The sequence below is a fragment of the Mesorhizobium sp. CO1-1-7 genome (genome assembly GCF_020164885.1).
GTDB lineage: Bacteria > Pseudomonadota > Alphaproteobacteria > Rhizobiales > Rhizobiaceae > Mesorhizobium > Mesorhizobium australicum.
On record NZ_JAIUHA010000003.1, the window covers coordinates 72,753 to 98,626 of the forward strand.

26 protein-coding genes and 1 tRNA gene are annotated in these 25,874 nt (G+C 62.5%); 8 read left to right on the forward strand and 19 right to left on the reverse strand.

Annotation, left to right across the window (positions count from 1 at the left end):
• Positions 1-27: 27 nt before the first annotated feature.
• Entirely contained in the window at positions 28-1,431 is a 1,404-nt protein-coding gene (locus LB516_RS06960) for an L-serine ammonia-lyase (protein WP_140616373.1), read from the reverse strand.
• A gap of 175 nt (positions 1,432-1,606) precedes the next feature.
• On the opposite strand from LB516_RS06960, the gene LB516_RS06965 reads away from it, so the two are divergent.
• Complete coding sequence (locus LB516_RS06965) at positions 1,607-2,323, forward strand: DUF599 domain-containing protein (RefSeq protein WP_224719218.1); 717 nt, start codon at positions 1,607-1,609, stop codon at positions 2,321-2,323.
• Here LB516_RS06965 and LB516_RS06970 read toward each other — a convergent pair.
• The 6 genes from LB516_RS06970 to LB516_RS06995 form a co-directional block, all read right to left on the reverse strand.
• A complete protein-coding gene (locus LB516_RS06970; RefSeq protein ID WP_015317760.1) occupies positions 2,296-3,093 on the reverse strand; it encodes a YdcF family protein in 798 nt (265 codons plus the stop codon). The two genes, LB516_RS06965 and LB516_RS06970, sit on opposite strands and share 28 nt — an antisense overlap.
• Positions 3,094-3,171: 78 nt before the next feature.
• A complete protein-coding gene (locus LB516_RS06975; protein WP_140616367.1) occupies positions 3,172-4,737 on the reverse strand; it encodes an amidase in 1,566 nt (521 codons plus the stop codon).
• Positions 4,737-5,192, reverse strand: coding sequence for a GNAT family N-acetyltransferase (locus LB516_RS06980; protein WP_140616365.1), 456 nt, complete (start codon positions 5,190-5,192; stop codon positions 4,737-4,739). The genes LB516_RS06975 and LB516_RS06980 overlap by 1 nt, the downstream gene beginning before the upstream one ends.
• Positions 5,193-5,199: 7 nt before the next feature.
• Complete coding sequence (gatC, locus tag LB516_RS06985) at positions 5,200-5,487, reverse strand: Asp-tRNA(Asn)/Glu-tRNA(Gln) amidotransferase subunit GatC (protein WP_015317757.1); 288 nt, start codon at positions 5,485-5,487, stop codon at positions 5,200-5,202.
• Between the two features lie 87 nt (positions 5,488-5,574).
• Entirely contained in the window at positions 5,575-5,991 is a 417-nt protein-coding gene (locus tag LB516_RS06990) for a hypothetical protein (RefSeq protein ID WP_140616363.1), read from the reverse strand.
• 23 nt (positions 5,992-6,014) lie between these two features.
• Positions 6,015-6,722 (reverse strand): metal-dependent hydrolase, encoded by a 708-nt coding sequence (locus LB516_RS06995; protein WP_140790171.1) that lies wholly within the window; start codon positions 6,720-6,722, stop codon positions 6,015-6,017.
• A gap of 125 nt (positions 6,723-6,847) precedes the next feature.
• On the opposite strand from LB516_RS06995, the gene ruvX reads away from it, so the two are divergent.
• On the forward strand, positions 6,848-7,354 hold the full coding sequence (gene ruvX / locus LB516_RS07000; RefSeq protein WP_224719219.1) for a Holliday junction resolvase RuvX: 507 nt from the start codon (positions 6,848-6,850) through the stop codon (positions 7,352-7,354).
• Here ruvX and LB516_RS07005 read toward each other — a convergent pair.
• From LB516_RS07005 to LB516_RS07015, 3 genes are all read right to left on the reverse strand, one after another.
• Positions 7,272-7,613, reverse strand: a complete 342-nt coding sequence (locus LB516_RS07005; RefSeq protein WP_015317753.1) for a DUF6105 family protein — start codon at positions 7,611-7,613, stop codon at positions 7,272-7,274. The two genes, ruvX and LB516_RS07005, sit on opposite strands and share 83 nt — an antisense overlap.
• Complete coding sequence (locus LB516_RS07010) at positions 7,613-8,161, reverse strand: hypothetical protein (protein ID WP_015317752.1); 549 nt, start codon at positions 8,159-8,161, stop codon at positions 7,613-7,615. Before LB516_RS07010 ends, LB516_RS07005 begins: the two co-directional genes overlap by 1 nt.
• 138 nt (positions 8,162-8,299) lie before the next feature.
• Positions 8,300-9,928: a DNA alkylation response protein gene (locus LB516_RS07015; RefSeq protein ID WP_015317751.1), complete on the reverse strand. Its 1,629-nt coding sequence runs from the start codon at positions 9,926-9,928 to the stop codon at positions 8,300-8,302.
• A 218-nt stretch (positions 9,929-10,146) separates the two neighbouring features.
• Between LB516_RS07015 and LB516_RS07020 the strand changes: the two genes are divergently transcribed.
• The 4 genes from LB516_RS07020 to dprA are packed head-to-tail and all read left to right on the forward strand — an operon-like array spanning position 10,147 to position 14,181.
• Entirely contained in the window at positions 10,147-11,127 is a 981-nt protein-coding gene (locus LB516_RS07020; protein WP_140718064.1) for an aspartate carbamoyltransferase catalytic subunit, read from the forward strand.
• Positions 11,124-12,410: a dihydroorotase gene (locus LB516_RS07025; protein ID WP_140718066.1), complete on the forward strand. Its 1,287-nt coding sequence runs from the start codon at positions 11,124-11,126 to the stop codon at positions 12,408-12,410. Before LB516_RS07020 ends, LB516_RS07025 begins: the two co-directional genes overlap by 4 nt.
• A 53-nt stretch (positions 12,411-12,463) precedes the next feature.
• Positions 12,464-13,051: a glycerol-3-phosphate 1-O-acyltransferase PlsY gene (plsY, locus tag LB516_RS07030; RefSeq protein WP_015317748.1), complete on the forward strand. Its 588-nt coding sequence runs from the start codon at positions 12,464-12,466 to the stop codon at positions 13,049-13,051.
• Positions 13,048-14,181 (forward strand): DNA-processing protein DprA, encoded by a 1,134-nt coding sequence (dprA, locus tag LB516_RS07035; protein ID WP_224719220.1) that lies wholly within the window; start codon positions 13,048-13,050, stop codon positions 14,179-14,181. The genes plsY and dprA overlap by 4 nt, the downstream gene beginning before the upstream one ends.
• A 6-nt stretch (positions 14,182-14,187) precedes the next feature.
• On the opposite strand, the gene LB516_RS07040 is transcribed toward dprA, so the two are convergent.
• The 5 genes from LB516_RS07040 to LB516_RS07060 all read right to left on the reverse strand — a co-directional run bounded on the left by LB516_RS07040 (position 14,188) and on the right by LB516_RS07060 (position 20,352).
• A complete protein-coding gene (locus LB516_RS07040) occupies positions 14,188-14,400 on the reverse strand; it encodes a hypothetical protein (protein ID WP_224719221.1) in 213 nt (70 codons plus the stop codon).
• Complete coding sequence (gene otsB / locus LB516_RS07045; RefSeq protein ID WP_224719222.1) at positions 14,400-15,200, reverse strand: trehalose-phosphatase; 801 nt, start codon at positions 15,198-15,200, stop codon at positions 14,400-14,402. Before otsB ends, LB516_RS07040 begins: the two co-directional genes overlap by 1 nt.
• Positions 15,200-16,975: a trehalose-6-phosphate synthase gene (locus tag LB516_RS07050; protein WP_224588022.1), complete on the reverse strand. Its 1,776-nt coding sequence runs from the start codon at positions 16,973-16,975 to the stop codon at positions 15,200-15,202. The genes otsB and LB516_RS07050 overlap by 1 nt, the downstream gene beginning before the upstream one ends.
• A 107-nt stretch (positions 16,976-17,082) precedes the next feature.
• On the reverse strand, positions 17,083-19,245 hold the full coding sequence (locus LB516_RS07055; protein ID WP_140874453.1) for an amylo-alpha-1,6-glucosidase: 2,163 nt from the start codon (positions 19,243-19,245) through the stop codon (positions 17,083-17,085).
• Between the two features lie 45 nt (positions 19,246-19,290).
• Complete coding sequence (locus tag LB516_RS07060; protein ID WP_224719223.1) at positions 19,291-20,352, reverse strand: glycosyltransferase family 4 protein; 1,062 nt, start codon at positions 20,350-20,352, stop codon at positions 19,291-19,293.
• Positions 20,353-20,569: 217 nt separating this feature from the next.
• Between LB516_RS07060 and LB516_RS07065 the strand changes: the two genes are divergently transcribed.
• A complete protein-coding gene (locus LB516_RS07065; protein ID WP_224527789.1) occupies positions 20,570-21,016 on the forward strand; it encodes a hypothetical protein in 447 nt (148 codons plus the stop codon).
• A 63-nt stretch (positions 21,017-21,079) separates the two neighbouring features.
• On the opposite strand, the gene LB516_RS07070 is transcribed toward LB516_RS07065, so the two are convergent.
• Positions 21,080-21,155 (reverse strand) — tRNA-Lys (locus LB516_RS07070).
• Positions 21,156-21,412: 257 nt separating this feature from the next.
• Between LB516_RS07070 and LB516_RS07075 the strand changes: the two genes are divergently transcribed.
• Positions 21,413-21,883: a BA14K family protein gene (locus tag LB516_RS07075; protein WP_140664185.1), complete on the forward strand. Its 471-nt coding sequence runs from the start codon at positions 21,413-21,415 to the stop codon at positions 21,881-21,883.
• Positions 21,884-21,960: 77 nt separating this feature from the next.
• On the opposite strand, the gene LB516_RS07080 is transcribed toward LB516_RS07075, so the two are convergent.
• From LB516_RS07080 to LB516_RS07090, 3 genes are all read right to left on the reverse strand, one after another.
• Complete coding sequence (locus LB516_RS07080) at positions 21,961-22,464, reverse strand: DUF6882 domain-containing protein (RefSeq protein WP_224719224.1); 504 nt, start codon at positions 22,462-22,464, stop codon at positions 21,961-21,963.
• Between the two features lie 32 nt (positions 22,465-22,496).
• A complete protein-coding gene (glpK, locus tag LB516_RS07085; protein WP_224719225.1) occupies positions 22,497-23,990 on the reverse strand; it encodes a glycerol kinase GlpK in 1,494 nt (497 codons plus the stop codon).
• A 96-nt stretch (positions 23,991-24,086) separates the two neighbouring features.
• Positions 24,087-25,811, reverse strand: a complete 1,725-nt coding sequence (locus LB516_RS07090) for an ABC transporter substrate-binding protein (protein WP_140726894.1) — start codon at positions 25,809-25,811, stop codon at positions 24,087-24,089.
• Between the last annotated feature and the right edge of the window lie 63 nt (positions 25,812-25,874).

Genomic DNA, 25,874 nt, shown 5'->3' on the forward strand with positions numbered 1-25,874 from the left:
CTCCACAGTGCCGGCTTGGGCCAGCCCTCAACACTCAACGACATTGACCGCCAGGCCGCCAAGGCTGGTTTCCTTGTACTTCTCGTTCATGTCGAGGCCGGTCTGGCGCATCGTCTCGATCGCTGCATCGAGCGGCACGAAATGCACGCCGTCGCCTTTGATGGCCAGTGACGCGGCCGTCACCGCCTTGACGGCACCCAATGCGTTGCGCTCGATGCAGGGCACCTGGACCAGCCCGCCGACCGGGTCGCAAGTCATGCCGAGATGGTGTTCCAAGGCGATTTCGGCAGCATTCTCGACCTGCTCGGGCGTGCCGCCCATGACCGCGCACAGGCCGGCCGCAGCCATCGCCGAGGCGGAACCGACCTCGCCCTGGCAGCCGACCTCGGCGCCCGATATCGACGCATTGGACTTGATGATGCCGCCAACGGCGGCTGCCGTCAGCAGGAAGTCGCGAATGCTCGGCTGGTCGGCCTCGGGATGGAAATGCAGCCAGTAGCGCAGCACCGCCGGCAGTGTGCCCGCGGCACCATTGGTCGGCGCGGTGACGACACGCCCGCCCGCCGCATTCTCCTCGTTGACCGCCATCGCATAGATCGACAGCCAGTCATTGGCGAGCAGCGGGTTCGGCCGGTTCTGCTGCCACTGCTCCTGCAGCTTGTCATGGAGCTGTCTGGCGCGGCGGCGCACTTTCAGGCCGCCGGGCATGATGCCGTCCTGCGAAAGGCCACGGTCGATACAGCCCTTCATGGCGTCCCATATCGCGTCGAGGCCGGTGTCGAGCGCCTCGCGCGACATCTGCGTCTCCTCGTTGACGCGCTTCATTTCGGCAATGGAAAGGCCGCTCTTGGCCGCCATCTTCAGCATCTCGACCGCATTCTTGAAGGGATACGGCACTTTCTTGCCCTCGGTTGTGACCGAGCCCTTCGACTTCATCCGTTGCAGCTCTTCTTCCGAAACCACGAAGCCGCCGCCGATCGAATAGTAGATGCGTTTGAGCAGCAACCGGCCGCCGGCGTCGTAAGCGTAGAACGCCATGCCGTTGGCATGGCCGGTGAGCGGCGTCTTGCGGTCGAGAACCAGATCGGTGGCCGGATCGAAATGGTAGGAGGGGTGGCCGGGCGGTGAAACCAGCTTGTCGGCGGTGATGCGGCTGACAATGTCGTCGGCTCGGTCGGGGTCGACCGTTTGTGGCGTCTGGCCGGCAATGCCGAGAATGACGGCACGGTCGCTGCCATGGCCGATGCCGGTATAGGCGAGCGAGCCATGCAGGCTGGCGCCGATGCGATCGACCTTGGCGCCGGCGGGACGCGGCCAGTCGTCGCCCGCGACCTCATCGAGGAAGCGGCGCGCAGCCGTCATCGGTCCCATCGTGTGCGAGCTCGAGGGGCCGATGCCGATCTTGAACAGGTCGAAAACCGAAAGGAACACGCTGTCTCCTGGGTCACGTCGAGGATTACATATAGGAATTCCCGGGATGTTTCCGCTCTTTTGACAATCGCGGCGCAGCACCTGCCGACCTTGTTTGCTCCGGCAGCGACATCGAGTGCAACGCGCCGTGCAAGGTCATCGAAGCAACCCGGCCGAATATGGTAGATTCGGCGCCATGGGCGATTCCTATCTTTCGGCGGCCGATCTCGCGGCGCTGGGCTTTTTCCTCCTCGCATGGGTGCTGCACACGCTCGCCTCGGACGGCCACCTGATCAGCCGCGTGTCGCTGACCACCGCCATGAATGCGCAACGCGAGGCCTGGATGCGCACCATGGCCGAGCGCGAGATCCGCATCGTCGACACCGCCATCATGAGCGGCCTGCAGCAGGGAACAGCCTTCTTCGCCTCCAGTTCGCTGATCGCGCTCGGCGGCTGCTTCGCCCTGCTTGGCGCGTCGGACCGGGTGCTTGAGGTGCTGAGCACCCTGCCCTTGGGCGGCGCGCCGTCGCGCTCGGCCTTTCAGATCAAGGTGCTGGGACTGGTGCTGATCCTGGCTTTTTCCTTCTTCAAATTCGGCTGGGCCTATAGGCTGTTCAACTACTGTTCGATCCTGATCGGCGCCGTGCCGATCCCGCATGGCGAGGCCTCGCGCAATCCCCTCACGCAAACGGCTGTGTGGCGTGCGACGCAAATGAACATGCTGGCCGGCAAGCATTTCAACTCGGGCCTGCGCGGCGTGTTCTTCTCGATCGGCTATCTCGGCTGGTTCGTCGATCCCCTGGTGTTCGTGCTGTCGACGCTTCTGCTGCTGGCCGTCCTGGTACGGCGGCAGTTCTTCTCCGCGGCGCGGCGCGCGGTGATCGGTCAGCCGCCGGGCGTCGGAAACGGCTGATCGATGCGGCCGGAAAGCCAATAGGCGAAAAGCCCGATCCATTCGCGAACCGCGATGGTCGTGTTCTGCAGTGAATCGGCCGCGTTGTCGCGAAACAAGCCGATGCCTTCCCGACCCGAGGTGCGATAGTCGACCGGCCATTGGACAGTTGGAAAACCTGCCTTGTCGAACAGGGCCTTGGCGCGCGGCATGTGAAAGGCTGATGTCACCAAAAGCCATGTCTCGCCAGGTTTGGGCTTGACCAGTTCGCGGCTGAAGACCGCGTTCTCGTAAGTGTTGCGGGATTTGTCTTCGAGGAGCAGCTGGTCGGCCGGGACACCCAGCGCCTCGAGCAGGCGCGGCGCGGTGTCGGCATCACCTTCGCCGTCGAAGAACAGTGAACCGTTTCCACCGGAGACCACCACCTTTGCCTGCGGGAAACGCCTGGCGAGGATCGCGGTCTCAACCATGCGATCGCCGCTGCTGTTCAATTCATAGCCGCCGCGCACAAGGTTGATAGCGCCCTCGAAGCCGCCGCCGAGCACGACGATGCCGTCTACCTTCTCCGGCAGCGGCGGCCTGGGAAAGCGTTCCTCCAGCGGATTGAGCATCATCGCTCCAAGTGACGTCCACGCCGACAGCGCAAGGATCAGAAACGCCAGCACGCCGCCGCTGACGGCAAGTCGCCGCCGGCCGGCCATCCCGGCGAGCAGGCCTGCCAAAAGCAGGAAGATCGTCAGGTTGAGCGGCTGGATGAAGAACCAGAATATCTTGGAAAGATAGTAGAACATCGCTCACTCATTACAGCCCGCAAGGCTGTCCAAAATCGATCGCGATTTTCAGGACCATGCGTCAGGCGAGCGATACCCTTACCACCACTTCTCCGGCTGGAATGTGCCGGCCGCCTGCTCGATGACGGCGGCGGTCTGGAACAGCGTCTCTTCCTCGAATGGCCTGCCGATCAATTGCAGGCCGAGCGGCAGCCCCTTGGGGTCGAGGCCGGCGGGCACTGCGATGCCGGGCAGGCCGGCCATGTTCACGGTGACCGTGAAAATATCGTTGAGGTACATCTTGACCGGATCGGCGGCCATGTCCTCGTCGGCAATGCCGAAGGCAGCGGACGGCGTCGCAGGTGTCAGGATGACATCGACGCCGGCGGCGAAGACATTTTCGAAGTCGCGCTTGATCAGGTTGCGCACCTTCTGAGCCTGCAGGTAGTAGGCGTCATAGTAGCCGGCCGACAGCACATAGGTGCCGATCATGATGCGGCGCTTGACCTCGCGGCCGAAGCCGGCGGCGCGGGTCTTCTCATACATCTCGACGATGTCCTTGCCCGGCACGCGCAAGCCGTAGCGGACGCCGTCATAGCGGGCGAGGTTGGAAGAAGCTTCCGCGGGCGCCACGATGTAATAGGCCGGCAGCGCGTATTTGGTGTGCGGCAGGGAGATGTCGACGATTTCGGCGCCCGCGTCCTTGAGCCAGGCAATGCCCTTCTGCCACAACGCCTCGATCTCTTCCGGCATGCCGTCGACACGGTATTCCTTGGGAATGCCGACTTTCATGCCCTTGATCGGCTTGCCGATCGCCGCCTCGTAGTCCGGCACCGGCCGGTTGACGGACGTGGTGTCCTTGGGATCGACCGACGCCATGGATTTCAGAAGAATGGCGGCGTCGCGCACGTCGCGGGCGATCGGTCCGGCCTGATCGAGCGACGAGGCGAAGGCGACGATGCCCCAGCGCGAGCAGCGGCCATAGGTCGGCTTGATGCCGACGGTCCCGGTGAACGCGGCTGGCTGGCGGATCGAACCGCCGGTGTCGGTGGCGGTTGCGCCTGCACACAGGAAAGCCGACACGGCGGTCGCCGAACCACCGGAAGAACCACCCGGCACCAGCTGCGCATTGTCGAGGCTACGCTGGGTTTTCGTGCCGCCTGCCGAGACGAAGCCGCCATCACCCTGATGCGTCGTCGGCATCACCACCGTATCGAGGCGCGAACGCCGCCACGGGTTGATGACCGGGCCGTAGTAGGAGGTCTCGTTGGACGAGCCCATGGCGAATTCGTCCATGTTGAGCTTGCCCAGCATGACGGCGCCGTCGGCCCACAGGTTGGACGTGACCGTTGATTCATAGCGCGGCTTGAAGCCGTCGAGCACGTGGCTGCAGGCCTGGGTGTGGACGCCTTCGGTACCGAACAGGTCCTTGATCCCGAGCGGAATGCCTTCCAGCGCACCGCCCTCGCCCTTGAGCAGCCTGGCATCCGACGTCTTGGCCATGTCGCGCGCCTTGTCGCCGGTCACCGCCACATAGGCATTGAGCGCCGGATTGGCGCGATCGATCGCCAAGAGATAGGCTTCGGTGATCTCGGTCGCGGTGATTTCCTTGGCGCGCAGCTTGGCGCGGGCCTGCGAAATCGTCAGATGGGTCAGGTCGCTCATCAAAGGCTCTTTTCGTAAAACACCGACCACTCGGAATCGGGATAGTCCAGCACCGGGCCGCAGCGCGAGAACCCGGCGCGTTCATAGACGGTCCAGGCGGCGGGATGGCGATCGCCGGTCTCCAGCACCAGCCGCTTCAACCCTTCATCGCGCGCCAGCGCCTCGACCCGTTGGACGATTCCAGCGCCAATCTTGCGGCCACGATGCGAAGGCCTCGTGTACATACGCTTGACCTCGCCAATGGCATCGTCATGGCGCTTGAGTGCACCACAACCAATGGCGACGCCGTTGTCGCGAGCGATGAAAACCGTCGTGTCCTTGCCTGCCATCTGCTCGACCGTCAGGTGGTAGCAGTGCTCCGGCGGCGTCAGTTCGAGCAAGGTCGCGTTGAGTTCCGCGACCAAGCCGCGCACGTCGTCCTGCAGCGGCGTTTCGATGGCGATCTCGATAGCCATCGGTGCCTTACTCCACGACCTTCGGCACGAGGAAGAAATTCTCGTCGGTCGCGGGCGCGTTGGCGACGATGTCGGCCGCCTTGTTGCCGTCGGTGACGACATCGCCGCGCTTCTTCATTTCCATCGGCGTCACCGACGTCATTGGCTCGACGCCGGAAACATCGACCTCGTTCAACTGCTCGACGAAGCCCAGTATGGCATTCAACTCGCCGGTCATACGCTCGGCATCTTCCTCGCTCACCGCGATGCGGGCGAGATGCGCCACGCGCTTCACTGTCTTGACATCAACGGACATGTATTTGCCTCGGGGAAAACCAGTCCGGGCTATAGCGGCGCGGCGCGCGACGCGCAACATGTGCCGCCCGACAATCGGGCAACAACCTCATGGCAGGGCAATGCCCTCGCACAGATAGTAGCTGCCGCTGTTGCCGCTCGCCTCGCTTTCATCGTCGATCGGCCGGGCCGACACGAGATCGACCTGCGTCGGGTTCATCTGCGTCACCGACAGGACGTCAGGAAAGACATAGCCCGGCTCCTGGCAGATCGCCGTCACAGCCCAGCTCGGCGAGCGTGTCGCCTTGCTGACCTGAACGAATTCGCAATTGTATTCGACGCCTTGCAGGCCGTTCTTCGAAAGAACGATGTTGCCGGCATCGATCAGCGTCTGCAGCGTATCCTTTTTGGCTTGGGTACAGAGTTCCTCCGACTGGAGATAGACACCTTCGATGAAGTCATCCGCAGCAAGCGCGGGCGACGCCGCGACAAACATCGATACGCAAAGAGATCGCCCTAATGCCATGGATTTGTTCCGCTTTGGCTGTTCTAGATGGTAATCGTTTCACCAATCTTCGGCAATGCAAGCTTGACCCCAGATCCTTCCAGCCCGGCTTCGAACTTCTCGGGCGTCGGGTCGATCATTGGAAACGTGCCGAAATGGCAAGGGACCACCGTTTCGAACTTGAAGAAGCGGCGGCAGGCAAGGGCCGCCACCGCACCGCCCATGGTGAAGCGATCGCCGATCGGAACGATGCCAATCTTTGGCTCGTGCAATTCATTGATCAGCGCCATGTCGGAAAAGATGTCGGTGTCACCCATGTGGTAGAGCGTCTGGTCTTCCGGGAAATGCAGGACCAGCCCACCCGGATTGCCGAGATAGACGTTCTTGCCGCCCTCTTCGCCAAAGGAGGACGAATGCAGCGCCTGAACGAAAGTGGAGGTGAAACCGCCGCAATCGACCGTGCCGCCAATGTTGCCGGGATTGATCTTCTTGTCGCTGACGCCCCTGCCGACAAGGTACATGCAGATCTCGAAATTGGCGACCAGTTGCGCGCCGCTCTTGCCGAGCACTTCCAGCGCGCCGCTGATGTGGTCGCTGTGCCCGTGCGTCAAAAGAACATGCGTGATCCCTTCGGCCGGTCCTTCCCACCCGCCCGTCCAGGACGGGTTGCCGATCAGATAGGGATCGATGAGGATTTTCGCGTCACCGGTTTCGATGCGGAAGGCCGAGTGGCCATACCAGGTCAGTTTCATGAATGCATTTCCTCGATTTTTCCCGAGCCAAAGGATAGAACGCCGATAGCCTTGAGATCAAAGGGTATAGTGTCCGCCGGGCATCCGAAAGGACGCGTGCTGTCGAAAAAAACGAGGGAAAACCGTTGACCGTCATCACGATTGAGCAATTGCCGGCACGGCTCGCCGACGGCAGGACCTTGGCGGGGCTCGATCTCGGCGACAAGACGATCGGCGTGGCGGTTTCCGATCGGGGGTTCTTCTTCGCTCATCCGCGTCCAGTCATCATCCGGCGGAAATTCTCGCTCGACGCCGCCGTCCTTCTGGCATTGCTGACGAAAGAGAATGTCGGTGCGGTGGCGATCGGATTGCCGATCAACATGGATGGATCGGAAGGTCCGCGCGCACAGAAATCGCGCGCCTTCGTGCGCAACATGGCGCAGCTAAGCGACCTGCCCTTCGTATTCTGGGATGAGCGGCTGTCGACCGTCGCGGCCGAACGGACGCTGATCGAGATGGATTTCTCGCGCGCCAAACGCGCCGGCAAGATCGATTCGGCGGCGGCCGCCTTTATTCTGCAGGGAGTTTTAGACCGGCTTCAGTCACTCGATGCAGCCGATCGAACGGGACCGGACCCGTCCAGCGACGCCTGACCCAGCCCAATATCTCGCGACGCCTGCGAAACACCCATATCGCAACGAGCAGCAAGCCATCGAACACGCAGGCTTTTGCCACCATGCCCGGGATGGTTGCGGGGTCGATGCCGAGCATCTGACCGTAGAGCTGGAACACGAAATCGTGCAGCTGCCGGCTGAGCATCACATAGCCGAAATTCATGTCGTTGAGCGACAGGTAGAACCAGCCCCAAAACAGCGCCATCGGCGCGGCCCACAACGCGAAGATGTAGCGCATCAGCGGCCTCCCTTCCCGTTCGGGCCGGTCCGTCCCGATATCATGGAGAGCAGCGAATTGTGCGCCGCGGCTTTCGCCATGCTGTGCGCCGTGGCGTGGAAATCCTCCTCATCCAGCGCAGCTACCGAACGCCGTTCGGCAAGCATTGCGACATAGGAGACCAGAAGTGCGGCCAGTTGCACTGCGACCACCATGAACAGGCCGTTGATGCCTTGGGCCGCACCGCCGATCAGGATCATCGACATCACCCCGGAAGCGGAAATGAAGGCGATGCGAACGACGCTGTCGGCGCCGGGGCTGGACGCGTCGTTGATCAGTGTATCGACAAAGGCCCAGAAGAACAGCACCGCCACGACCAGCAACGCGATCGCCAGCGGAGCGACCACGACGATGTTCTCCAGATTGACAAACTGGGCGCTCTCGACGGTCACGCCGAGTACGCCGAGAGCCGCCGTCACACCTCGATTTCCATCGATACAGATCACCGCAAGCAGGGCAAAAACGATCGCCCAGTGCACGGACAGAAAGGAGGTCAGTACGTGTCGCATCGTGATTCCTGCTTCGACAGGATTGACAGTGGGCTTTGCGGTTCGCCGCCGCAACGGAAACCATTTGTTAAGGTTAACGGCGACGGCGAGGTCTGTGGGGATTCCGGCAACGCCGCTCAAACATGAAAGGCATCTCCGTCAATTCACCGGCGGATAGAGCGTATCGATGATCATGCGCGCGTCGTGGCGCGAATCGAGCATGCCGTAAGTATTGCGCCACTGGCCCGCGAGCCGCGTTTCGACGAAGGCATCAGCGATCCGCCCTGCCCCGAGCCGACGCAACTCGGCGGCCGCCGCAGAGAGCGCAAGCTGTTCCGTCAGCAGCCGGGCCGAGCCCTCGTCGGTCGAAGCGACCTGCATGGCCGCCTTCAGAACGCCGATCGTGCCGCGCCCGCCGGCGCCGAGGTCGCGGTCGATACCGGTCAATACTTCTTCGAAAAGCCCCGGCGCGCGGCCAAGCACGCGCAGCACGTCGAGCGCCATGACATTGCCCGATCCCTCCCAGATCGCGTTGACAGGCGCTTCGCGGTAATAACGGGCGAGCGGAGCTTCCTCGACATAGCCATTGCCGCCAAGGCACTCCATCGCCTCGTAAAGCAGCGGCGGCGCGATCTTGCAGACCCAGTATTTGACGACCGGCGTCATGGCGCGGGCGAACGCCGCCTCGCCGCGATCGCTCGCCGCCTCGTCGAAGGAACGCGCCAGCCGGAACGACAGCGCGGTCGCCGCGGCAACATCGAGCGCCATGTCGGCCAGCACGCGCTGCATCAACGGCTGCTCGATCAAGGTCGAACCGAACACCTGGCGATGGCGGGCATGATGGATCGCTTCGGCCAGCCCCGCCCGCATGATCGCCGAAGACGCCACCGCGCAGTCGAGCCGGGTCAGCGTCACCATGTCCATGATCGTCTTGACGCCGGCGCCGGGTTCGCCGACCATCTCCCCGATGGCGTTGACGAATTCAACCTCGGAAGACGCGTTCGAGCGATTGCCGAGCTTGTCCTTCAGCCGCTGGAAGCGAAAGCCGTTGCCAGACCCGTCGCCGAGCACGCGCGGCACCAGGAAGCAGGACAGTCCCTCCGGCGCCTGTGCCAGCACCAGGAAGGCGTCCGACATCGGCGCCGACATGAACCATTTATGTCCCGTCAGGCGGTAGAAGCCGCTACCGACGCGTTCCGCCCGGGTCACATTGGCACGCACATCGGTGCCGCCCTGTTTCTCGGTCATGCCCATGCCGAGCGTCAGTCCGGTCTTTTCGACGGGCGGCTTCTGGCTCTGGTCGTATTTGCGCGTCGTCACGCGCGGCGCCCATTCGCGAAACAGTTTTGGGCTGGCCATCAATGCCGCCAGCGAGGCGCTGGTCATGGTGATGGGGCAGAGATGCCCGGTCTCGAGTTCCGCCGTCAGGTAAAAACGGGCGGCGCGCACCTGATGGCGGCGGCCGATCTCGGCGTCGCCATTTTCCCAGACCGAGGAATGCAGGCCGTTGGCCACCGAGCGGCGCATCAAGGCGTGGTAGGCGGGATGGAATTCGACCAGGTCGATGCGCCGTCCCTGGCGATCGTGCGTCCTGAGTTTCGGCGTCTCGACATTGGCGAGGCGCGCCAGTTCCTGCGCTTCTTGCGTCAGCACGAAACGGCCGAGCCCGTCGAGATCCTTGCGCACCGGATCGGAAAAGCGCTCGGCAAGCTGGATCAGCAACGGATCGCCTCGCCAGGCGTTGCCGCCCGTCAGCGGCGGCGGCTGGTTCGTTACGTCGTCGGTCACGCCCAATCCTTCTAGCCGATCCTTCTAGAAAGGCCCTATTGTCGGAAAGCCTCGAATCCGAGGCCGTCGGCTTAGATATAGCCAAGCGTTGCTGCGCGCGCGACGAAAATACCGGCCGATCTAATCGGCTATCTACACGAAAAAATTGAGGAGAACGGCGTCAATCCAAAGCGGGTGCTTGCGGGCGCGAAATCCGCACCCTATAGCAGCCCCTTGAGATGACCGACGCTTCGTCCCTGCCACTCTACCCTCACCGCCATCTTCTGGGCATCAGCGACCTTTCGCCCGCCGACATCGAGCTTTTGCTCGACAGGGCGGATCGGGCGGTCGCGATCTCGCGCCAGTCCGAAAAAAAGACCTCGGCGCTGCGCGGCCGCACCCAGATCAATCTCTTCTACGAAGCCTCGACCCGCACGCAATCCTCGTTCGAACTGGCCGGAAAGCGGCTTGGCGCCGATGTCATGAACATGTCGGTGGCGAGTTCCTCGGTAAAGAAGGGCGAAACGCTCATCGACACCGCGATGACACTCAACGCCATGCGGCCTGACATATTGATCATCCGCCATCAGTCGGCGGGCGCGGCGGCCCTCCTGGCGCAGAAGGTCGGCTGCTCGGTGGTCAATGCCGGCGACGGCGCCCACGAACACCCGACACAGGCGCTGCTCGACGCACTCACCATCCGCCGCGCCAAGGGTGCGCTGTCGAAGCTGATCGTGGCGATCTGCGGCGACATCCTGCATTCACGTGTCGCGCGCTCCAACATCATGCTGCTCAACGCACTCGGCGCACAAATACGGGTGGTGGCGCCCTCGACGCTGTTGCCCTCGGGCATCGACAGGATGGGCGTGATCGTCTGCCGCTCGATGGCGGAGGGCCTGAAGAACGCGGATGTGGTGATGATGTTGCGCTTGCAGCGCGAGCGCATGGAAGGAGCCTTCGTGCCATCGGTGCGCGAATATTTCCGCTATTTTGGTCTAGACGCCGAGAAACTGAAGGCCGCCAAGGACGACGCGCTTGTCATGCATCCTGGCCCGATGAACCGCGGTGTCGAGATCGCGTCCGAAATCGCCGACGGCCCGCAAAGCGTCATCCAGGAGCAGGTGGAAATGGGCGTCGCCGTGCGCATGGCGGTGATGGAAGCGCTGCTCGATCCCCGCCGCAATCAAGAGGGCCGTAATCAAGAAGGCCGCGGCGCATGAGCATCACGGTCTTTGAACGCGCCCGCATCGTCGATCCGTCACGCGGCCTTGATGAAGTCGGCTCCGTCATAGTCGAAGGCAGGAAAATCGTTGCCGCGGGCAAGGCGGCGCTGAACCACGGCGTCCCCGACGGCGCTACGGCGATCGACTGCAGCGGCAAGGCGATCATCCCCGGCCTGATCGACGGCCGGGTCTTCATCGGCGAGCCCGGCGCCGAACATCGCGAAACCATCGCTTCGGCAAGTGTCGCCGCAGCGGCCGGCGGCGTCACGTCCATCGTGATGATGCCAGACACCGATCCGGTGATCGACAATGTGGCGCTGGTCGAATTCGTGCTGCGCACCGCCAAGGACACGGCCGTCGTCAATATCTTTCCGGCCGCCGCCATCACCAAGGGCCTCCACGGACGCGAAATGACGGAGTTCGGCCTGCTGCGCGAGGCGGGTGCGGTCGCTTTCACCGATGGCAGGCATACCATATCGAGCGCGCTGGTGATGCGTCGCGCGCTAACCTATGCGCGCGATTTCGGCGCCACCATCGTCCATGAAACGCAGGATGCCGATCTTGGGTCGTCGGGCGTCATGAACGAAGGCCTGTATGCCAGTTGGCTCGGCCTCTCCGGCATTCCACGTGAAGCCGAATCCATCCCGCTCGAGCGTGACCTCGCGCTGGCGCGGCTGACGCAAGGTTCGTACCACGCCGCGAAGATCTCGACGGCAATGGCGGCAAGCGCCGTGGCGCGTGCGAAGGCCGACGGCGCGGCAGTGACGTCTGGCGTGTCGATCCACAATCTGTCTCTCAATGAAAACGACGTTGGCGAGTACCGCACCTTCTTCCGCCTGACGCCGCCGCTGCGGGCCGAGGAGGACCGGTTGGCGATGATCGATGCGGTCAAGGACGGAACGGTCGATGTCATCGTCTCCTCGCACGATCCGCAGGACGTCGATACCAAGCGCCTGCCCTTCGCCGACGCCGCGGCCGGCGCCATTGGCCTCGAAACCCTGCTGGGCGCGGCCTTGCGCCTCTACCACAATGGCGACGTGCCCCTGCTCAGGCTGATCGAAACCTTGTCCACCGCGCCGGCGAGGCTGTTTGGATTGGCCGGCGGCACGCTGAAGCCAGGCGCCGTCGCCGATCTCGCGCTTGTCGACCTCGATGAACCCTGGATAGTCAGCGAAAGCGGTATCCGCTCGCGCTCGAAAAACACCTGCTTCGAAGGCGCACGGCTGCAAGGCAAGGTCTTGCAAACGCTGGTGGCGGGCCGCACAATATTTTCTGCCTGAGCCGGCGGTAGCCATGCGACTTCAGGCATGGTTGGGGGAACGCGGGGGGAACAATGACTTACGGCCCAATCCTGGCGCTGGTGTTCGGCTATCTGCTGGGCTCGATTCCGTTCGGCCTGCTGCTTACCCGCGCGGCCGGCCTTGGCGATGTGCGCAAGATCGGTTCAGGCAATATCGGCGCCACCAATGTGCTGCGCACCGGCAACAAGGGGCTTGCCGCCGCGACTTTGCTGCTCGATGTGCTGAAAGGCACGGCCGCCGTGCTGATAGCAAGCCATTTCGCGCCTGAAGCCGCGATCTGGGCTGGTCTCGGCGCCTTTCTGGGCCACCTGTTCCCGGCATGGCTCGGCTTCAAGGGTGGCAAGGGCGTCGCCACTTATCTCGGCGTGCTGGTCGGCCTTGCCTGGCAAGTCGCATTGATCTTCGCTGTCGTATGGTTGGTGATGGCTTTCCTCTTCCGCTACTCATCGCTGGCGGCGCTGGCTGCTGCCGTGGTGGTACCGATCGCGCTTTATTTCCTGAGCACGCCGCAGATAGCCATTCTGTTCGTGGTGATGAGCATCATTGTCTTCATCAAGCACCGAGAAAACATTTCGCGACTGATTGCCGGCTCCGAAGGCAAGATCGGAGCCAAGGGGTGAGCGAACCGGCCGCCGGGCCGCGTCTTACCGATCGCCAGCGGCTGAGCTGGCTGCGGCTGATCCGCACCCAGAATGTCGGCCCTGCCTCCTTTCGCGACCTGATCAACCGTTTCGGTTCGGCCGAAGTCGCGTTGGAAATGCTGCCGGAACTGATGATTTCCGGCGGCGCCAACCGGATCGTGCGCATCCCTTCCCTTGCCGAGGCCGAGGCCGAGATGGAGGCCGCGCGGCGAGTTGGAGCACGCTTTGTCGGTATTGGGGAGGCGGACTATCCGCCGCTGTTGCGCAGCATGGACAATCCGCCGCCGATGCTGGCGGTCAGGGGCAATGCCGCGGTGTTCCGGTTGCCGGGTGTCGCTATAGTCGGCGCCCGCAACGCATCGCTTGCCGGCATCAAGATGGCGCGCATGCTGGCAGCCGATCTCGGACGAGACGGCTACGGCATCGTCTCCGGCCTGGCACGTGGCATCGACACGGCGGCGCATCAGGGCAGTCTCTTGACCGGTACGGTCGGCGTGCTCGCCGGTGGGCTCGACCTGCCCTACCCGCCCGAAAATGCCGGTCTGTGCGATGACATTGCGGAGCGTGGCGCCATCATCTCGGAAATGCCGTTCGGCTGGCAGCCGCGTGCCCAGGATTTCCCGCGCCGCAACCGCCTTGTCGCGGGCGCCGCTCTTGGGCTGGTGGTGGTTGAGGCAGCACAGCGCTCAGGCTCGCTGATCAGCGCCAGGCTTGCCGGCGAGATGGGCCGGTTGGTCTTTGCGGTACCCGGCTCCCCGCTCGATCCGCGCGCGGCCGGTACCAACGGTCTGCTCAAGGACGGCGCCACGCTGGTCACCGAAGCTTCGGACATTTCCAGGGCGATCGTTCCGCTGACCGGCATGCGGGCGCCTGATCTGCCGCCGTTTGAGGACCCGCCCGACTTTTCGGCCACACCGCCACCAGGCGAGAGCGACCGGGCCAAGGTGATCGAGGCGCTGGGGCCGACACCGGTGCCGGTCGACGAGATCATCCGCCACACCGGCCTGCATCCCGCCCAGGTCTTCATGGTGCTGCTTGAACTCGACCTTGCCGGCCGCCTCGAGCGTCACGCCGGTGGAAATGTTTCGCTTGTTTTCGGGGAAGGCTAACCGCCCTCAGTGGCGGCTGGTCTTTCTATCTCCGGTCTCGTCGTAATCATGCATGTTGGCGTCAAAGAGATCCTTTTGAACAAACTGGCGCCAGACCTCATCCGCGTCCTGCGGGCGCGACGGATCGAAACTCGGCTGGGTCTCGTGCGTATTCGGCAGCGACCGCCGGCGTAGCCAAGCAGGCATGATCTCCAAGATGAGACTGGTGAATTGGGTCATCACGGACTCCTTCGATTGAAGGGATGGACCAGGCCGGTCGATCCATCCAAATTACACTGGCTCACCGCACCCAGCCAAGCCAAAGCCTCCCCGACGTCGGCAAGCACATGGCGCGCCGCTGTCGGTCCGTGCGGTTTGATGCGGATCGACATGCCGTCCATCTCGTTCACGGCCTCGAAACCATTTTCGTCGGATGTGTCGTCGCCCAGAAACACCGGCCGCCGCCCCTCGAAAGCCGGCAGATCCAGAAAGCGCCTGATGGCGGCTCCCTTTGCTGCCTCCAGCGGCATCAATTCAACGCCGGCATTGCCGGCCAGCACCCGATATCCCGTAGGCAACCTGCCCAACGCCTGTTCGACCAGTTGCGTCGCGCGCCGCAACAGTTGCGGTGCCGCGCGCGTGTGGACTGCCAGGATCGGTCCCTTGCGCTCGATATAAACGTCCGAACTGCCCAGCTCCGCTTCGATTTCCTCGGCAAGTGCCGCAATGTCGGCCGGCTCTCCCGCTGCCTCGACCGGGCCGTCGCGGATGAGCCTGTGCTCAAGCCCATACAGCCCGGCGGCGCGCAATCTGAGCGGCTGGAAAAGATGGTCGACCGCAGCGATCGATCGTCCCGTGATGAACGCCAGAGCTCCATCCAATTGCAATTCGAGCCTCGCCAGCAGCGTACGCAATTCATCGCCGACAACCACCGCATCGGGATGCGCGGCGTGTTCGAGAAGCGTGCCGTCAATGTCCAGGAACAAGGCCCACGGCCCTGTTGGGAGCTCAGGCGCGGGCAGCTTTGGCAGAAGCGACATCACAGCGCCGCCACCCGTCTGCGATCGAGCAGCGAGATCACGTTGCCCGATGAGGTCGGGGCGGCGCCGACGGCGCGATCGACCGCAACGCGTTTGCGCAGGCGCGCGGCATCGAGAAGCATGCTGCCTGCCCACCGGTAGACATTATTGTCGCGAACGACCTCACGCATCCTTTGCATGCGCTGCCGCTGCTCTTCCGACGACATCGTCAAAGCCTGCAACAAGGCGTCGCCCATCATTGTGGCGTCGTAGGGATTGACGATCAGCGCTTCCAGCAATTCCTTGGAAGCGCCGGCGAACATGCTGAGCAGCAGGACCCCCTGTTCGTCATTGCGCGCCGCGACGAACTCCTTGGCCACCAGGTTCATGCCGTCATGCAGGCTCGTGACCAAGCAAACGTCGGCGGCCCGGTAGATTTCGTAGACCTGTTCCTGCGAATGATGTTCCGTGACCATCAGGACGGGAGTGTAGCCGTCGCGGCCATAGCGCCGGTTGAGATCCTCGGCTTGACGCAGACACTCTTCATGCAACTGTTGGTATGCGGGCAAGGTGCCGCGACTGGGTGCCGCGATCTGCAGGAAGGCGACCTTGCCAATCCATTCCGGATGGAGCCTCAGCAGCTCATCGAGTGCGGTAAAGCGATCGAGGATGCCCTTCGTGTAGTCGAGACGTTCGACGCCGACACACAGCCTGACATCGTCCGCCAGCCCGAATTTTTCACGAACATGCCGACGGCATTGCGCCACCTCGGGCAGCTGGGCCTGTCGCGCCGGCTCCCATTCGATTGAAATCGGATACGCGTGAACCAGGCTGATCTGGCCGCCATAGGAGATGGCGGAATCCTCGCGCTCGATCCTGCTCTCCAGGAAGCGGTCGACGCTGTCGATGAAGTTGTTGCAATGGAACTGGGTGTGAAAGCCGACGATCGAACTGCCCAGCAATCCTTCTAGGATCTTCTCGCGCCATGGGCAGATGCTGAATACCTCGGAATTCGGCCATGGAATGTGCCAGAAGGTGATGATGATGGCTTCCGGCAGGCGCTCCCGGATCATCCGCGGCAACAGGGCGAAATGGTAGTCCTGGACAAGCACGATGGGCCGCTCGTTGCGTGCCTCCGCGACGACGGTGTCGGCGAATTTGCGGTTGACCGCCTCGTAGGCCTCCCAGTCGGACGCACGGAATATCGGTCGGGTGAAGGCTATGTGGCACAGCGGCCAAAGCCCCTCATTAGCAAAGCCGAGATAATAGCCTTGCTGTTCTTCCTCGCTCAGCCAGACACGGCGCAACGTATAGGAAGGGTTTTCCGGCGGCACTTCGACGCGGTCGTTTTCGTCCACCACCAGCGCATCGGCCGAACCGCCGCCATAGGCGATCCATGTGCCCGCACAGGCGCGCGTGATCGGCTCCAGGGCGGAGACCAGCCCGCTGGCGGGTACGACCAGATGGATGCTGTCGCCGTTGCGGTTATGGATGTAGGGTTCGCGATTTGACACCACGATCACCTGTGCATCGGGAAGTTCCTTCGCCAGAATGTGACGCAACGTTTCCGGCGACCATTGGACGAGGGCGGCGGCCGCGGATTGCCCGTTCTTTTCGAACTCCGGCAATGGGCTGCGAACGGATCCTGCTTCGAGACGGGCGAGCTTCATGTTTCTGGCCCGGCGCGCCCGTGACAGCACCACCGCGAGCGCGACGCATGAGATACCGACAATTACGAGAACGAAGAGCCACAGTGCGGCCGAGGGTACGACCAGGTACGAACTGTTGTCGGGCATTTCGAATTGATTACCTTTCAATGGGACGCGGCAGATCCACCGACAGGAACTCCAGCATCCTTGGCGTGCTGATCCAACGTTCCGCACCCGGTGTTGGTTCCGATTTTTCAGCTCTTGACCACCAGTGGCACCAATCCTTCATGCGCATCCGCAAGGAAGGCACCGACACGATCCCCCACGCGCTGAAACGTCAGGTCCACCGCCACATGTCCCACCGAGAGATGGCGAATGACAAGATTGTCGATGCCGATCGGCAAGTGCGGCCGGGTCACGTGAATTTCGTTCGTCCAACCGTCGATCTGTAGGCCGAGGCAGGCCTGCATGAGCATGAAGGCGGAGCCCGCGGACCAGGCCTGCGGCAGGCAAGCCACCGGATAGGCAATCGGCGCTTCGCCGGCCGAGCGCGTGAACCCGCAGAACAGTTCGGGTAGCCGCATGTTGAAATGAACCGCGGATTCGAAGGTCCCGCTCATCAACCGCACCACGCTGTCGCGGATGCCGTATCGCGCCAGCCCGGCGGCGCAGATCGCGGTGTCGTGCGGCCAGATGGAGCCGTTATGATAGGACATCGGATTGAAGAAGATCGCATCGTCCGCCAGCGTTCTCAGCCCCCAGCCGGAATGGAACGAAGCCGACAGCAGCTGGTCGGCGACCATGCGTGCGCGATCCGGATTGGGAAGGCCGACATAGAGCAGGTGACCCGCATTGGACGTGCGCACCTTGCAGGGTTGGCCATCGCCATCGATCGCCAGCGCATAGTAGCCAAGCTCTTCGATCCAGAAATGGCGTTCGACTTGTTGGCGAATGGCATCGGCGCGCAGCTCCCAATTCTCCGCCCGCTCCTCTTCGCCGCGCAGCCGTGCCAGCTTTGCCAATCCCCGAAATGCTGCAAAGACGTAACCCTGCACCTCGACCAGCGCGATCGGCCCTTTCGGAATGCGGCCGTCGGCATGGAAGACGGAATCGAAGCTGTCCTTCCATCCCTGGTTGGCAAGGCCGGATTCCGCGGCGCGCTGATAGGTAAGAAACCCTGTCGAACGGCTCGCTGTCTCGATCCACTCGGCGGCGGCGCACAGCGATGGCCAAAGGCCATCGATGAAAGCCGTGTCTCCCGTGCGGTCCGCATAGGCGCAGGCGAGATGGATGTAGAGGGGCGTCGTATCGACGCCGCCATAGTAGCGGCCGAACGGCAACTCGCTCAGCGCCGCCATCTCGCCCTTGCGGGTCTCGTGCATGATCTTGCCGGGCTCGGAATCGCTGAAGGGAGAGGTTTCGGTCGCCTGGTGCTGGGCGAGAAAGGCAAGCACGCCACGAGCCAGGCCGGGATTGAGCCAAAGCATCTGCAGAGCTGAAATCACGCCGTCGCGGCCGAAGGCGGTGGAGAACCACGGGATCCCGGCATATGGGTAAGGCCCGGTCGCCAGTTCCGTGGTGAGCAATGCCACATCGGCACGCGCCCGTTCCATCCAATCATTGAAGACGCGGCCTGAACTGTGCAGCGTTGCCCCATGCCGGCGCTTGGCGCGCATGCCGAAACGGGCGCGCGCCGCCGCGGCCCGGAAACGTTCACTTTGCGGGCGGGCCGGTGTCTTGCTCCCCACCTCCACATACAGCGTCTGGCGGCTGCGCTTGGTGACGGCAATGAAGAAATCCGCCCGCTCGGAGGTCAGTTGATCCGGGGGCTGTGAAAACGAAATGGCCGAGGTCCGCACGACCTTGTCCAGCCCTTCGTAGCGGAGCACGACCGAACTCTGGTCGATCTCGGCCGTGTGCGCGGTACCGCGCTTGGAGCGGGTCGAGCCCCGGACTTCGAACATGTCGCGAAAATCAACGCCGAAGCGCAGTGACACCAAGACCGTCGAATGCTCCCGGCTATAGTTCGAGAGCGTGATGCGTTCATATAGCCTTTCCTGCCACAGAAGCCTGACCCGCTCGATATGGATCGCGCCCTGCGGAATCTGGCGGCCCGCGGCGCTCTCGATCGGCAGATTGGTCAGGTTGCTGGTGAACAGGACGTTGTCCTGGCTGAGCGATGCGCCCAGCAGCGACAACGATCGTCCGCCAACCGTCAGGCGAAATTCGGAGAGCACGCGCGTGTCGTCGCGGAAGAAGCCGTCGCCGGCGCCACGTATGTCGCCATAGGCGTCGGCGACGGCAAAGCAATCGCCATGCTTGAGAGCGTAAAGCCGATGCGGCTCCCTGGGCGCGGTTTCGTCCAGGGAAGCCAGTGCTATCGCAGGATCGAGCTTGCGCTCGTCGAGTTGGGTAATGGTCAAGAAGATTGTCCCGTGCTGGTTTCCGAACGGGTTGAAGATCTATGAGGCCCTGCTCTCTTCGTGGCCGGTGGTCAGCCGCGAATAGGCCTCGACATAATCCCTGGCCATTCTATCGGCCGAAAACCGCCTTTCGAAGGCCGTTCTTATTCGTCGCCTGTCGAGTTGCAGGAGAGCCGGCATCGAGGCGACGGCATCTTCGATGGTTTCGACGACAAAGCCGGTGGCCCCATGATCGATGATCTCGGGCATAGCGCCGCAACTCCAAGCCATGACCGGGGTTCCGCACGCCATGGCCTCGATCACCGCAAGCCCGAAGGGTTCAGGCCAGTCGATGGGAAACAGCAAGGCGGCCGCATTGCCCAGAAACCGGGCCTTCTGGTCCTCACCAATCTCGCCGACATACTCGACCCGGTCGCCATCGATCAGCGGCTGCACGACTTCCTCGAAATAGGCGCGGTCGCCATCGCCGACCTTGGCGGCGAGCTTCAGTTTCAGGCCGGTTCGGCGAGCAATCTCGATTGCCCGGTCCGGCCGCTTGTCGCGTGACATTCTGCCGAGAAAAGCAAGGTAGGTACCGTCCGAACCGGCCTCGAAATCGGCCTCATAAAGGTCAAGCGGCAGCCCGTGATGGATCGTCGCCAGCCAGTTCGCGGATGCGAACCGCGCCCGCTGGCTGCGGGATATGGAAATCATGGGGAACCGCGGGAACCGGTCATAGGCTTGCGCGAGGTCCGCGTAATCCAGCCTGCCATGCGGCGTCGTCACCGTGCGCTGCGGCATATCACGAAAAAACGGGAAATGCAGGAAATGGCTCAGATGGAAATGCACGACGTCGAAGTCGTCGGCCCGTTTGCGCACTTCGTCGAGCATCGACAAATGTGCCGCGATCTCGGACTTCAGCGGACGCGGATCGAGACGAAGCGCCCTTTCGCGGCATGGCACCAGTTTGGCGGAGCTCTTCGTGTCGCCGCTGGCAAACAACGTCACCTCGTGGCCGAGATCGACGAGAGCTTCGGTAAGATACGAGATGATACGCTCGGTACCCCCGTAAAGTCGTGGCGGCACCGATTCGTAGAGTGGTGCGACATGGGCAATCTTCATGTCCCGGCGTCCCTCAATGAGCTGGTCATAGAGCCAAAATGCATCAAGGCCCGGATCGTTCCTATATCAGCGCAAGATGCGTCGAATGATCGATCCGTCCCCTGTTTGAGTAGATCCGCCGCCCTATTTCCTTCTGGTGCTGTCGACCTTGCGCTTGCGGCAGCCGAAGGAGGCCCAGATGCAGCAACCCAGGGATATCGCAGCGCGGCGCCTGAGCATGATCATCGAGCAATATGTCGAGGCCAGAAAACGGCATTTTGGCTTTGTGTCGACTGATCAGGCTGCCCGAGTGATCCGCAGAACCCTGAAGCCCGATCCTTCGGAGCCAGCGCTTTCCGATCACGACCTCGACGACATGGTCGCCGCCCTCGCCGTGAAGAACGGCCTGGCCGTCATCTTCGACCGTGGCGTGCGGGGACCGGCCAACGGCGCCGAGGCCGACCTGAACAGAAAGGAACCGATCATGCGAGCACCGACGGAGACCCCGGATGTTGCCGGCGCGGTGGACGCTATCCTGAGCGATCGCACTGCCCAGCTTTCGATGAGCGCGGTCATCTCGTTGCTGCGCGAACGGACCGGCACCAAGCGATCCGACGCGGATCTGACAGGACTGATCGCCAAGAAAGCCGCCGTTTTGGACGTGCACCTGTCAGGAGGCGTCTGAACGGTCGTTGAGCGCCGCAAGGATACATGGGCAAATCAAAAGCGCTGGCATGTCATTTGACGATGGTGAGCGCGATGGGATTCGAACCCATGACCTACTGATTAAAAGTCAGTTGCTCTACCGGCTGAGCTACGCGCTCCCGCGGGCTCGAAAAGGCCGCCCTCGAAATTGCGCGGAACATAGGGAGAGTGCCGCGACCGGTCAACCGGAAAAGATGGGTTCCAAACCTGCTCTTTGCCCTAATTCGCCGCCTCTTGCTTGTTCCCCCGGGTTCTGGCGAGCAGTCCGGCGGTTTGGGTTTCGGTGCGGGAACGGCTGCCTACACGGCGGAACAAATCCGACGCACTGTCGTTTTTTGCCAAAGGGACGTTCGCCAAACCCTCGAGGAGAATACCAATGAATAGAATCACAACGGGCCTGCTTGCCGCCACCCTTTCGGCGACATTCGTCGCGGCGGAGGTGGTGCCGGTCAACGCCCAGCCCAACTACGTGCCACTCTCCCAGGCGGCAGCGCCGGATGTACAGACGGTGCAATACCGGGAGTGGAGGAGAAACCGCTCCTTCGACCGCAATTTCTCGCGCAATCGAAGCTTTAGCCGCAACGGTGACATGTATTGGAATGGGCATCGCGGCTATCGTGAATATCGCCGCGGCTATCGCCGTCATGGCGACTACTGGTTCCCGCTGGCCGCCTTCGCGACTGGCGCGCTGATCACCGGCGCGATTGTCAACAACGAGAACAACCGCGTCTATGAAGGCAACTCGCACGTTCAGTGGTGCTACGATCACTATCGGAGCTATCGCGCTTCCGACAACACCTTCCAGCCGAACAATGGTCCTCGTCGGGAGTGCCGCTCCCCTTACTGATCCCTGTTGAGTATCAGTAGCTGGTAATGGTGAGTAAAGGCCCGCGTATAGAAGACGCGGGCCTTGTCGCGTCTATCCTAACATGGTTGGCAGTGGTCGCGTTTGTCGCTGGCCCAGCTCAGGCTCTTGATAACCAGGTAAAGACCGCCACCTTTGCCGCGGGGAGAGCGGTACGCTCCAACAGGGTCGCAAATCCGTACCATAGCCCCGCTGAGTTCCCATCCGAGTGCTTCGAGGTCGTCGTCGGTATCGACCACGTAAGCCTGCGCCAGCTCGTCGATGCCGTTCTGTTCCCCGAAGGATCGGACCTGCTTTGCGTCCACAAGGAGTTCGTCGGGCAGGTTGGAGTTCGCCCAGGCCCACAGCCAGTTGCCAGCCATTGTGCTCGTGGAACCCGCGATCTGGATTTCGGCGACGACCGCGACCTTCCCTTCCTGTGAAAACAGCAGCTTCCCCGTCGTCAGGTCGTAGTCATAGCGCGGCCAGTGTCCCAAGTGGAAATCCTTCTCCAGACGGGCGTTCTTCGCGGTAAGCTGTTCGAATGCCTCCGCGCACCAGTTGCTATACCATTCCGGCGTCATTTCCCCCTCGCCAAGCCCTCACCTCAAGGCGATTATGGCACGCTCAATGTCCGGCGCACAGCGTCCCGCCAGCCCGCCAATTTGACGGACCGGGTAGCGGATTCCATGTCGGGCACGAACCGCCGCTCCAGGGCCCAGGTCTTGGCGAATTCCCGCGCCTTCGGCCATACGCCGGCCTTCGAACCGGCAAGCCATGCCGCCCCCAGCGCGGTCGTCTCCAGAATTGTCGGCCGATCGACCGGCGCGTCGAGAATGTCGGCCAGGCGCTGCATGGTCCAGTTCGATGCCACCATGCCGCCATCGACCCTGAGCACCGTCTTTGCCTTGGCGCCCTTCCAATCCTTGTGCATGGCGTCGAGCAGGTCGCGGGTCTGGTAGGCGACGGATTCCAGTGCCGCGCGGGCAAACTCCGCCGGTCCGGTGTTGCGGGTCAATCCGAAAATCGCGCCCCGCGCCTCGGCATCCCAGTGCGGCGCACCGAGCCCGACAAAGGCCGGCACCAGATAGACGTTCTGCGTCGGATCGGCTTCCGCCGCGAGTTTGCCGCTCTGCTCTGCCTTGCCGATCACCTTGATGCCGTCGCGCAGCCATTGCACGGCAGCCCCAGCGATGAAGATCGAGCCTTCCAGCGCATAGGTGGTCTTGCCGTTCAGCCGATAGGCAATGGTGGTCAAGAGCCGGTTCTTCGACCGCACCATATCGCTACCGGTGTTGAGCAGCGCAAAACAGCCGGTGCCATAGGTGGATTTCATCATGCCCGGTTCGAAGCAGGCCTGGCCAATCGTCGCGGCATGCTGGTCGCCGGCAACGCCGAGGATTCTAACTTCTGCGCCAAACAGGTTTTTCTCTGTTATTCCATAATCATCGGCGCAATCCTTGACGTCGGGCAGCATCGCGGCGGGGATACGCAGGATGGCCAGCAGCTCGTCGTCCCAGACATTTTTCTCGATGTTGTAGACCAGCGTGCGCGAGGCGTTGGTGGCATCCGTGGCGTGAACCTTGCCGCCGGTCAGCCGCCAGATCAAAAAGCTGTCGATGGTGCCGGCGAGCAGCTCGCCCTTCTCGGCACGCTTCCTTGCCCCCTTCACCTTGTCCAGCATCCAGGCGATCTTGGTGCCGGAGAAATAGGGATCGAGCAGCAGACCGGTCTTGCGGGTGAATTTCTGCTCGAGCCCCTGCTTCCTGAGCTTCTGGCATAGCGGTGCGGTGCGCCGGTCCTGCCAGACAATGGCGTTGTGAATCGGCTTGCCGGTCGCTTTGTCCCAGATGACGACCGTCTCGCGCTGGTTGGTGATGCCGATCGCAGCCACATCCGAAGCCTCGCGGCCGGCATTCTTCAGCGCGGCCCTCACAGTCTCAATGACGCTCGACCAGATCTCCTCCGGATCGTGTTCGACCCAGCCTGAGGCCGGATAGTGCTGGGTGAATTCCTTCTGCCCGGCGCCTGCGACCTTCATCGTGCCGTCGAACAGGATCGCCCGGCTCGATGTCGTACCCTGGTCAATCGCAAGGATATATCCGGTCATTCTCCCTCCCGGTAAGCAGCTTATACAAACAGGGGAGACGGCAAGAAGCCGCCTCCCCGATCATTATGACGCCGGCGCGAACGCCAGCACCGGAATTTACTTCTGCCAGCTCTTCACCAGTTCGTCGTAGTTGATGGTGATCGGCTTGTCCTTCTCCTTCTCGAGCTTCAGCTGAGGCGCGAGATTGCCTGCCTTGACCGCGTCGGCGTTCCAGTAGGCAAGGTCATGCTCTTCGGCCATCTTCGGTCCGATGTCGCCCTGGACACCGGATTTCTCGATACGTGCCATGACTTTTTCCTGATCGGCGCAGAGCGAATCCATGGCTTCCTGCGGTGTCTTGGCACCAGACGATGCGTCACCGATGTTCTGCCACCAGAGCTGCGCCAGCTTCGGATAGTCCGGCACGTTGGTACCGGTCGGCGTCCACTGCACACGGGCCGGCGAGCGATAGAACTCGATCAGACCGCCGAGCTTCGGCGCACGTTCGGTGAAGCTCTTGTCATGGATGGTGGAGTCGCGAATGAAGGTCAGGCCAACCTGGCTCTTCTTCACATCGACGGTCTTCGAGGTGACGAACTGGGCATAAAGCCAGGCGGCCTTGGCGCGGTCGGTCGGCGTCGACTTCATCAGCGTCCAGGAACCGACGTCCTGATAGCCGAGCTTCATGCCGTCCTTCCAGTAGGAGCCGTGCGGAGACGGCGCCATGCGCCACTTCGGCGTGCCGTCTTCGTTCATGACCGGCAGGCCGGGCTTCACCATGTCGGCGGTGAAGGCGGTGTACCAGAAGATCTGCTGAGCGACATTGCCTTGCGACGGCACGGGGCCGGATTCGGAGAAGGTCATGCCCTGGGCTTCCGGCGGCGCATAGGCTTTCAGCCAATCAAGATACTTCTGGATGGCATAAACCGATGCTGGTCCATTGGTGTCGCCGCCGCGCGCGGTGCACGAGCCGACAGGCCGTGAATTCGCATCGACCTTGATACCCCATTCGTCGACCGGCACGCCGTTCGGCAGGCCCTTGTCGCCATTGCCGGCCATCGACAGCCAGGCGTCGGTGAACCGCCAGCCGAGCGACGGATCCTTCTTGCCATAGTCCATGTGGCCATAGACCTTCTTGCCGTTGACGTCGCGGCCAGTAAAGAATTCGGCGATGTCCTCATAGGCCGACCAGTTGACCGGCACGCCGAGATCGTAGCCGTACTTGGCCTTGAAGTCCGCCTTGTTCTTCTCATCGTTGAACCAGTCGTAACGGAACCAGTAGAGGTTCGCGAACTGCTGGTCGGGCAGTTGGTAGAGCTTCTTGTCCGGCGCGGTGGTGAACTTCGTGCCGATGAAGTCGTCGACGTCGAGCATCGGATCGGTGACGTCCTTGCCTTCGCCCGCCATCCAGTCGGTCAGGTTGCGCACCTGCTGGTAACGCCAGTGGGTGCCGATCAGATCGGAATCGTTGACCCAGCCGTCATAGATATTCTGGCCGGTTTGCATCTGGGTCTGGATCTTCTCGACGACGTCGCCTTCCTGGATGACGTCATGCGTGACCTTGATGCCGGTGATGGCGGTAAAGGCCGGTGCCAGCACCTGAGACTCGTACTGGTGGGTGGTCAAGGTTTCAGACACGACTTTGATTTCCATGCCGGCAAAGGGCTTGGCCGCGTCGATGAACCACTGCATCTGCTTTTCCTGGTCGGCGCGGGAAAGGGTCGAGAGCGGGCCTATCTCCTTGTCGAGAAAGGCTTTTGCTTCATCCATCCCGGCATAGGCATTACCGGCCCCGAGCAATAGTACAAGGGCCGTCGTCGATGTCAAAAATTGCCGTCGCATGTGTTCCTCCACAGTTAAAATGTTTCAAGTACGATCTGGAGCGGTCACCGGCACGCGACCGCT

Excerpts from the sequence above, each read along its gene's own strand:
- LB516_RS07065 (WP_224527789.1), top strand. The coding sequence starts at position 20,570 with ATGATCATCGAGCAATATGTCGAGGCCAGAAAACGGCATTTTGGCTTT.
- LB516_RS06970 (WP_015317760.1), bottom strand. The coding sequence starts at position 3,093 with ATGTTCTACTATCTTTCCAAGATATTCTGGTTCTTCATCCAGCCGCTC.
- LB516_RS07010 (WP_015317752.1), bottom strand. The coding sequence starts at position 8,161 with ATGCGACACGTACTGACCTCCTTTCTGTCCGTGCACTGGGCGATCGTT.
- LB516_RS06995 (WP_140790171.1), bottom strand. The coding sequence starts at position 6,722 with ATGAAACTGACCTGGTATGGCCACTCGGCCTTCCGCATCGAAACCGGT.
- LB516_RS06975 (WP_140616367.1), bottom strand. The coding sequence starts at position 4,737 with ATGAGCGACCTGACCCATCTGACGATTTCGCAGGCCCGCGCCAAGCTG.
- LB516_RS06965 (WP_224719218.1), top strand. The coding sequence starts at position 1,607 with ATGGGCGATTCCTATCTTTCGGCGGCCGATCTCGCGGCGCTGGGCTTT.
- LB516_RS07060 (WP_224719223.1), bottom strand. The coding sequence starts at position 20,352 with ATGAAGATTGCCCATGTCGCACCACTCTACGAATCGGTGCCGCCACGA.
- LB516_RS06990 (WP_140616363.1), bottom strand. The coding sequence starts at position 5,991 with ATGGCATTAGGGCGATCTCTTTGCGTATCGATGTTTGTCGCGGCGTCG.
- LB516_RS07090 (WP_140726894.1), bottom strand. The coding sequence starts at position 25,811 with ATGCGACGGCAATTTTTGACATCGACGACGGCCCTTGTACTATTGCTC.
- LB516_RS07040 (WP_224719221.1), bottom strand. The coding sequence starts at position 14,400 with ATGACCCAATTCACCAGTCTCATCTTGGAGATCATGCCTGCTTGGCTA.
- plsY (WP_015317748.1), top strand. The coding sequence starts at position 12,464 with ATGACTTACGGCCCAATCCTGGCGCTGGTGTTCGGCTATCTGCTGGGC.
- LB516_RS07075 (WP_140664185.1), top strand. The coding sequence starts at position 21,413 with ATGAATAGAATCACAACGGGCCTGCTTGCCGCCACCCTTTCGGCGACA.
- otsB (WP_224719222.1), bottom strand. The coding sequence starts at position 15,200 with ATGTCGCTTCTGCCAAAGCTGCCCGCGCCTGAGCTCCCAACAGGGCCG.
- gatC (WP_015317757.1), bottom strand. The coding sequence starts at position 5,487 with ATGTCCGTTGATGTCAAGACAGTGAAGCGCGTGGCGCATCTCGCCCGC.
- glpK (WP_224719225.1), bottom strand. The coding sequence starts at position 23,990 with ATGACCGGATATATCCTTGCGATTGACCAGGGTACGACATCGAGCCGG.
- LB516_RS07080 (WP_224719224.1), bottom strand. The coding sequence starts at position 22,464 with ATGACGCCGGAATGGTATAGCAACTGGTGCGCGGAGGCATTCGAACAG.
- LB516_RS07005 (WP_015317753.1), bottom strand. The coding sequence starts at position 7,613 with ATGCGCTACATCTTCGCGTTGTGGGCCGCGCCGATGGCGCTGTTTTGG.
- LB516_RS07020 (WP_140718064.1), top strand. The coding sequence starts at position 10,147 with ATGACCGACGCTTCGTCCCTGCCACTCTACCCTCACCGCCATCTTCTG.
- LB516_RS06980 (WP_140616365.1), bottom strand. The coding sequence starts at position 5,192 with ATGGCTATCGAGATCGCCATCGAAACGCCGCTGCAGGACGACGTGCGC.
- LB516_RS07025 (WP_140718066.1), top strand. The coding sequence starts at position 11,124 with ATGAGCATCACGGTCTTTGAACGCGCCCGCATCGTCGATCCGTCACGC.
- LB516_RS07050 (WP_224588022.1), bottom strand. The coding sequence starts at position 16,975 with ATGCCCGACAACAGTTCGTACCTGGTCGTACCCTCGGCCGCACTGTGG.